Annotated in this window: 3 protein-coding genes; all 3 read left to right on the top strand. The window is 70.5% G+C overall.

What is annotated here, in order from left to right:
• The first annotated feature begins 198 nt into the window (after window positions 1-198).
• A complete protein-coding gene (locus DQ392_RS33885) occupies window positions 199-4,317 on the top strand; it encodes an SDR family NAD(P)-dependent oxidoreductase (protein WP_342774990.1) in 4,119 nt (1,372 codons plus the stop codon).
• A 31-nt stretch (window positions 4,318-4,348) separates the two neighbouring features.
• Window positions 4,349-5,647, top strand: coding sequence for a cytochrome P450 (locus tag DQ392_RS33880; protein ID WP_114019537.1), 1,299 nt, complete (start codon window positions 4,349-4,351; stop codon window positions 5,645-5,647).
• Window positions 5,648-5,863: 216 nt separating this feature from the next.
• The coding region (locus DQ392_RS33875; RefSeq protein WP_114019536.1) for a type I polyketide synthase at window positions 5,864-8,542 on the top strand (2,679 nt) is incomplete at its 3' end.

Raw genomic sequence — 8,542 nt, 5'->3', positions numbered from 1 at the left:
ACCCCCACCGTCCTCACCACCCTCCACCCCGACCACCACGACACCCACGCCCTCACCACCACCCTCGCCCACGCCCACACCACCACCCACCCGCTGACCTGGCACCACCCCCACCCGAACGCCATCCGACCTGCTGTTCCGTTGCCCACCTACGCGTTTGTTCGTCGGAGCTTTTGGTTGGAGCCGGTTGGTGGGTCGGTGGATGTGGTGGGGTCGGGGTTGAATGCGCCGGGGCATCCGTTGTTGTCTGCGCATGTCGATCTGCCCAGTGGGGGGCATGTGTTCACCACGCGGCTGGGTCCTGGGAGTCACCGGTGGCTTGCGGATCACGCCGTGGGGGATGTCGTGGTGCTTCCTGGTACGGCCTTCGTCGAGTTGGTCACGCATGCCGCACGGGTTTCGGGGATGGCGTGTGTGGAGGAGTTGACGTTGCACACGCCGGTCGTCTTGGAGGGGGACGGGGCGCTGCGGTTGCAGATGGTGGTGGAGCCGCCGGATGAGACGGGTCGTCGCCAGGTCCTGGTGCACGCACGAGAGGCGGACACCGGCACGGACTCCGACTCGGACTCGGGAGAGGAGGGTCGGCCGTGGGTGTGTCACGCCGAGGCGGTCTTGACCACCGCCTCGGAGGCGGACACTCCACCGGCCCCGGTGCGGCTTCCTGCCGACGCGCAGCCCGTCGATGTGCAGGAGCTGTCGCTGGAGCTGGCGGAGGCGGGGATGGATTACGGGCCTGCCTTCCAGGGGCTGGAGCGGGCCTGGCGACACGGTCAGGACATCTGCGCCGACGTCACACTGCCCCAGACCCTGGAGCCCGGCGGGTACGGCATCCACCCCGCCCTCCTCGACGCCGCACTCCACCCCCTCGCCCTCCTCACTCGTCAGGCGGGCGAGGAGGCTGTTCTCCGTCTCCCCTACTCATGGCGCGATGTCACGGTGCACGCCACCGGCGCCACCGAGCTGCGCGTGCGTTTGTCGGCCACCGCCGAGGACACGGCCGCGCTGACCGTATCGACCCTCGACGGGGAACCCGTGGTCACCGTCGGCGGCCTCACCGTGCGCCCCGCGGATGTGAAGCCGGCTGACCGGTTGCGAGCGCGTCACGACGAACCACCCCACCTTGCGTGGACGCCGTTGCTGGCCCCCGTCTCCGCAGCTGAGCGCGTCGTGGGCGAACCGTCCCGCACCGTCACCCTGCTGGGCGTACTCCCCGAGGCAGCGGCGGCACCAGCGGCAGCCGCCGCCGAACCCCGTAGCCTCCCGACGGACATCGTCCACTCCGCAGCCCACTCGGACGTCCGCTTCGACGTCCACTCCGACGTCCGCGCGTTCCTGGACCGCCTTGCCGAGGGCGCACCGGTTCCCCGCGAGGTGTTCGCCGTCTTTCCGCCGGTGCCGCACAGTGACGACGACGCCGGTGCCGTCGGCCGGAGGGATAGGCGCTCGGCCCCTGCCGCCGCCGACCCGGTGAGCGCGGCCCACGCCGTGACGGGCGAGGCACTCGACCTGGTGCAGACATGGCTGTCGGACGAGCGTCTTGTGGACTGCCGGCTGGTCGTGGTGACGGAGAACGCCGTGAGTGTCGAGAACAACGGCGCAGCCGTGGATCCCGCAGCGGCTTCGCTGTGGGGGTTGCTGCGCTCGGCTCAACGCGAGCACCCCGGCCGTTTCGCGCTGCTGGACGTGGACCTGAACGCGGACATGGACCTGTACGCGGACATGGGCCCGAGCGCGGCCGTGGACCCGAGCGCGGCCGTGGACCCGAACGTGGACATGGCCGTGAACGGCGAGCCCGGCGTGGACGTGGACGACAGCGCCGCGCCCCGGCGGCGACCGGTCGACGTGGCAGCAGTGCTCGGCGGCGACGTGGCGCCAGTGCTCGCAGGCGGGGAGGAAGACCAGGTCGCGGTGCGGAAGGGCGACCTGTACGTGCCGCGTCTCGTACGGTCCGGCGCCTGCCCTTCGTTGAGCCCGCCGGCGGACGAGGACGCGTGGCGGCTCGACGTCAGGACGCCTGGCACGTTGGACGAGCTTGCCCTGCTGGCCTTTCATGACGCGGAGAAACCGCTGGGCGAGGGGCAGGTCCGTATCGCCGTACGGGCGGCGGGCGTGAACTACCGGGACGTGCTCATCGCACTCGGCATGTACCCCGGGGAGGAGATCATCGGGGGAGAGGGCGCCGGTGTCGTCACCGAGGTGGGCGCCGGGGTGACCGGGCTGATGGTCGGTGACCGGGTGATGGGCCTGATACCCGGTGCGATGGGCCCTGTCGCCGTGGCCGACCACCGCCTGGTCAGGCGCGTACCGGCGGGCTGGTCGTTCGCGCAGGCCGCGGCCGTACCGGTGGTGTTCCTGACCGCGTACTACGGGCTGGCGGATCTGGCCGGTGTGCGGGCGGGGGAGAGGCTGCTCGTCCACGCGGCGGCGGGCGGCGTCGGCACGGCGGCTCTCCAACTGGCCCGTCATTGGGGGCTGGAGGTGTACGGGACGGCCAGTCGTGGCAAGTGGGACTTCCTGCGCTCCCAGGGGTTGGACGACCGGCACATCGGTGACTCGCGCAGCCTGGCCTTCCAGGAGGTGTTCGCGCAGGCGACGGACGGTGCGGGCGTCGACGTGGTCCTCAACTCCCTCGCGCACGAGTTCGTCGACGCGTCGTTGCGGCTGCTGCCGCGCGGCGGCCGGTTCCTGGAGATGGGCAAGACCGACATCAGGTCTGCCGACGAGATCGCCGCAGCCAGTCCAGGCGTCCGCTACCGGGCCTTCGACATGACCGACGCCGGTCCCGACCGGATCGGCGCGATGCTCGACGAGCTGATCGCCCTCTTCGAGAGCGGTGTCCTGCGGCCGCCGCCGGTCACCACCTGGGACGTCCGCCAGGCCGGCGAGGCCTTCCGGTGCCTGCGCGAGGCGAAGCACGTGGGCAAGGTCGTACTCACCGTGCCGGCCCCGCTGTCCCTGAGCGGCACGGTCCTGATCACCGGCGGCACCGGCGCGCTGGGCAGGGCTCTGGCGCGTCATCTGGTGGCACGACACGGCGTACGGCACCTGCTGCTCACCAGCCGCCGGGGGCGTGACGCCGAGGGAGCCGCCGAGGCCGAGGCCGAGCTCGCCGCTCTGGGCGCCGAGGTGACCGTCGCCTCCTGTGACGTGGCGGTCCCGTCAGCGGTGGCCGGCCTGCTGGAGGGGATACCGGCGGCTCATCCCCTCACCGCGGTCTTCCACACCGCCGGCGTCCTCGACGATGCCACGGTGGCCGCCCTGACCCCGGACGCTCTCCACGCGGTGCTGCGTCCGAAGGCCGACGGAGCCTGGCATCTGCACCGTGCCACCGAGCACCTGGACCTCTCCGCGTTCGTGCTGTTCTCGTCCGTGGCCGGAGTCCTCGGCAGTCCCGGCCAGGCGAACTACGCCGCCGCCAACACGTTCCTCGACGCCCTGGCCCACCACCGCCGCGAGCGAGGTCTGCCCGCGGTGTCACTGGCCTGGGGACTGTGGGGAGAAGCCGGCGGTATGACGGCGCACCTGGAGGGCTCCGCCCTCTCCCGCATGAGGGGCACCGGTATCCGGGCCATGTCCCACCAGGAGGCACTCGCGCTGCTGGACTCTGCGCTCGCCACGGGACGGGTGGCGTCGGTGCCCGCCCGCTTCGTGCCACCGCCATCGACGCCGGACGGCTCAGGGACGCAGGCAACGCGACTGCCCGTACTGCGAGACCTTTTCGACGTACGCGGCCCGGGCCGGGGCGTGGGCCGCAGGACGAGCCCGGGAGTCGCCGTTCCCGCGTCGAAGCGTGGCGGGACCTGGCGTGAGGACCTTGCGGGCCTGACGGAGGACGAGCAGCGCGAGCAGCTGACGCGGCTCGTCCTCACCGAGGCGGCCGCCGTGCTCGGTCACAGCGAGCTCGACGCCTTCGGTCACAACCGTCCGCTGAAGGAGGCCGGCTTCGACTCGCTGACCGCCGTCGAACTGCGCAACCGGCTCGCCACAGCCGTCGAGCTGCGGCTTCCGGCGTCGCTGATCTACGACCACCCCACTCCTGAGGCCGTCGCCGACCACCTCATGAAACAACTGGCGCCCGAACAGGGCGACTTCCTGCACCACGTGCTCTCGGACATCCAGCGGCTCGAGAGCAGCGTGCTGTCCGAGGAGCCCGGCCCGGAGGCGCGCACCGAGATCGCCGCCCACCTCAAGGAGTGGCTCCGCAAACTCACCTCAGGCGCCGAGCCGCAGGCGAGCGGTGAAGAGGACGACGTCTACCAGCAGATGGCGTCCTCCACGGACGACGAGATCTTCGCCTTCATCGACAACGAGCTCTGACCGGAGCCGATCCACGACATCAGGAGCCTTCATGACAGTGGAACCGGACGCCGTCGAGGGACTTCCGACGGCTCGCGGCTGCCCGTTCAGCCCGCCCGCGGAGCTGACCGAGCTGAGCGCGACCCGGCCCCTCGCCCGCATGTCCTACCCGGACGGCCACATGGGCTGGCTGGTGACGAGCCACTTTCTGGCACGTCAGATACTGGCCAGCCAGGACTTCAGCGCACGTCACGACCTGCGGCACTCACCGATCCCGACGATGCTCACACCGACGCCCGCCCCGCCCGGGGCGTTCATCGGCATGGACCCGCCCGAGCACACCCGCTACCGGAAGCCTCTCAACCAGTACTTCACCGTCCGCCGCATACGGCAACTCGAACCCGCGATCGAGCGGACGACGCGCGAGCACCTGAACACCATGGAGAAGACGGGCGCGCCCACCGACCTGATGCGCGCCTTCGCCCTGCCGATCCCGGTCGCGGTGATCTCCGAGCTGCTCGGTTCCACTCCGGAGATCAACGAGGAATTGCAGCGGCTCCGGGCCGTCTCCATGGATCCGAGGAGCCCGGCCGAAGACGTGGGCGCCTCAGTGAAGGCGACCCACGAGCTCATGCAGAACCTCGTGGCGTACAAGCGGGACACCCCCGGCGACGATCTGCTCACCAAGCTGATCGGCGACGGCGAACTCGACGACGCCGAGCTGACCGGCCTCGCCCTGATGATGCTCATCGCCGGCCATGAGACGACCGCCCAGATGATCGGCCTCAGCATGTACTACCTGCTGCGGCACGAGGAGATCCGTGACCGGCTGATCGGCGGTCCCGTGCTGACGGACGAGGCGGTGAACGAACTCCTGCGCTGCCTGTCGGCCGTCCAGTTCGTCACCCGGGTGGCTCTGACGGACGTCGAACTGGGCGGCGTCACCGTGCGGAAGGGCGAGGCCTGCACGATCTCCCTTCCTGCCGTGAACCGGGACGCCCGGGCCTTCGATGAACCGGACCTCTTCAAGGCCGTCGGCGACACGGCCGAAACCCCGCAGGCGTCGAGGCACGCCCCGGCTTCCGGAAGCCCGCAGGCGTCGAGGCACGCCCCGGCTTCCGGAAGCCCGCAGGCGTCGGGGCAGGCCCCGGCTTCCGGAAGTCACCTGACCTTCGGCCACGGCATCCACCAGTGCATCGGACACAACCTCGCCAGGTCCGAGATGAAGATCGCCATCGGTGCGGTGTGGCAACGCTTCCCGGCGCTGCGCCTGGCGTCAGACGACGCGGAGATCACCACCCGCGAGGCATTCAACACCTACGGGCTCGACCGGCTCCCGGTGGAGTGGTAGCCGTCGTCGGCCCCCGGACAGCCGCCACCCAAGTCACAAACTAGAGCCACTTCAGCCCCTCTGCGGAGGATGCAGACAGCAATGATCACCTTTCGGGTGATCTCGCGCCCTCCCCGGGCGGTGAGCCCGTACCCGTTCGTCCGGACGCTGCGGCCGCGGAGTGAGTCGAACCGTCGCTGCGCGGCAGACCGACAACAACTCCGAGGTTGACACACGATGAACGAGGACAAGCTGCGCGACTACCTCAAGCGCGTCACGGCCGACCTCCACCAGGCACGGCGCCGCCTCGACGAGTACGAGTCGCAGAGCCGCGAGCCGATCGCCATCGTGGGGATGGCCTGCCGCTTCCCGGGCGACGCGGACTCACCGGAGGCACTGTGGGAGCTCGTGAGCCAGAGCCGGGAGAGCGTCTCGGGCTTCCCGGACGATCGAGGCTGGCCCGACGATCTGTACGACCCCGACCCCGAGGCGCACGGCAAGACGTACTCGGCGCGGGGAAACTTCGTACAGGGAGCCGCCCGGTTCGACGCGGAGTTCTTCGGCATCAGTCCGCGCGAGGCGTTGGCGATGGACCCGCAGCAGCGGCTGTTGCTGGAGACGGCCTGGGAAGCCCTGGAGCACGCTTCCCTCGTCCCCGGCGAGCTGCACGGCACCGACGCCGGAGTCTTCATCGGCGCCGCCGGCGCGGAGTACGCGTCGCTGCGCGACGGCGGCCCGGCAGCAGCGGACGGCTACCTGCTCACCGGCCTGCTGACCAGTGTGGCCTCGGGCCGGCTCGCCTACACCCTGGGGCTGGAAGGCCCGGCGGTCACGATCGACACGGCGTGCTCGTCGTCGCTGACCGCCATGCACCTGGCCGCCCAGGCACTGCGCAACGGCGAGACCCGTCTCGCCTTGGCGGGCGGCGCGACGATCATGTCCCACCCCGGCGTCTTCGTGGAGTTCAGCCGCCAGCGCGGGCTGTCCCCGGACGGGCGCTGCCGCGCCTTCGCCGCCTCGGCGGACGGCACCGCCTGGGGCGAGGGCGTCGGACTGCTGGTACTTGAGCGACTGTCGGACGCGCAGCGCAACGGCCACCCGGTACTGGCCGTCATCCGCGGCAGCGCAGTCAACCAGGACGGCGCGAGCAACGGTCTGACGGCTCCGAACGGTCCGTCGCAGGAGCGGGTGATTCGTGCGGCGTTGGCCAATGCTGATCTGCCCGCCAGTGGTGTTGATGTGGTGGAGGCGCACGGTACGGGCACGAGGTTGGGTGATCCGATCGAGGCGCAGGCGCTGTTGGCGACGTATGGGCAGGATCGGCCCGACGATCGGCCGTTGTGGTTGGGGTCGGTGAAGTCGAACATCGGTCATACGCAGGCTGCTGCGGGTGTGGCGGGTGTGATCAAGATGGTGGAGGCGATGCGGCACGGTGTGCTGCCGCGCACGTTGCATGTGGATGAGCCGACGCCGCATGTGGACTGGTCGGTGGGTGGGGTGCGGCTGTTGACCGAGTCGACCGCGTGGCCGCAGACGGGGCGTCCGCGGCGGGCTGCGGTCTCTTCGTTCGGGATCAGTGGGACGAATGCGCATGTGGTGCTGGAGGCTCCGCCCGCTGTGGAGGGGGCGCTGTCGGAAGGCTCGGGGGTTGAGGAGCCGGGCGGGGTTGTGTCGTGGGTGTTGTCGGCGAAGTCGCAGGTGGCGTTGCGGGCCCAGGCGGCCCGGCTGGAGAAACACGTCGAAGGGCACCCCGACCTGGGGGCGTCGGCTGTTGCGGGGGCGTTGGCCACGACCCGTACGGTCTTCGACCACCGCGCGGTCGTCACCGGGACGGACCGTGACGAGCTGATCGAGGGCCTACGCGCCCTGGCCCAAGACGAGACACGCCCCGGTGTGGTGTGCCCGGGGCAGGCTGCTGACCCCTCGGGGCGGACGGCGTTCCTGTTCTCGGGGCAGGGTTCGCAGCGCGCGGGGGGCGGCGCCGGGCTGTACGCCGCTGAGCCGGTGTTCAAGGCGGCGGTCGACGAAGCCTGCCAACACCTCGACCCCCTGTTGGGCCGGTCGCTGGTGGAGGTCATGTGCGCCGAGCCGGGCACTGAGGCGGCCAGGCTGCTGGACCACACCCGCTACACCCAACCCGCACTGTTCGCCCTCCACCTGGGCCTGCACCGCCTCCTGGAACACCACGGCCTCAAGCCCGACTTCCTGGCCGGACACTCGGTGGGGGAGATCAGCGCTGCCCACTGCGCGGGGGTCTTCTCCCTCGCGGATGCCGCACGCCTGATCGTCAAGCGGGCAGAGCTGATGGGGCAGCTGCCTCCCGGCGCGATGGCCAGCATCCAAGCCACCGCAGACGAACTCACCCCCCACCTCAGTGATCAGGTGTGTATCGCGGCCTACAACACACCCCGCCACACCGTCATCTCCGGCGATCCGGACGCTGTCGCGGACATCGTGGAGGCGTTCACGGCTCAGGGGCGGAGGGTGAAGACACTCGCGACCGAGCACGCCTTCCACTCCCCCCACACCGACACCATCCTGGACGCCTTCCGGGAAGCGGCCGAGCAAGTCACCTACCACCCACCACACACCCCGCTCATTTCCAACCTCACCGGCCGACCCGCCGAGACCGAGCAGGTCACGACCCCCGCCTACTGGAGCGCACACATCCGCCAGCCCGTGCGGTTCGCGGACATGCTCACCACCCTCGCCAACGCCGGCACAAACACCTACCTCGACCTCGGCCCCACCCCCACCCTCGCCCCGCTCATCCACCACACCCTCACCAGCGACAACAACAGCGAAACAGACACCCCCACCGTCCTCACCACCCTCCACCCCGACCACCACGACACCCACGCCCTCACCACCACCCTCGCCCACGCCCACACCACCACCCACCCACTGACCTGGCAC

It is taken from the genome of Streptomyces reniochalinae (assembly GCF_003323735.1).
Lineage (GTDB): Bacteria > Actinomycetota > Actinomycetes > Streptomycetales > Streptomycetaceae > Streptomyces > Streptomyces reniochalinae.
This window is presented reverse-complemented; position numbering and strand designations above follow the sequence as displayed.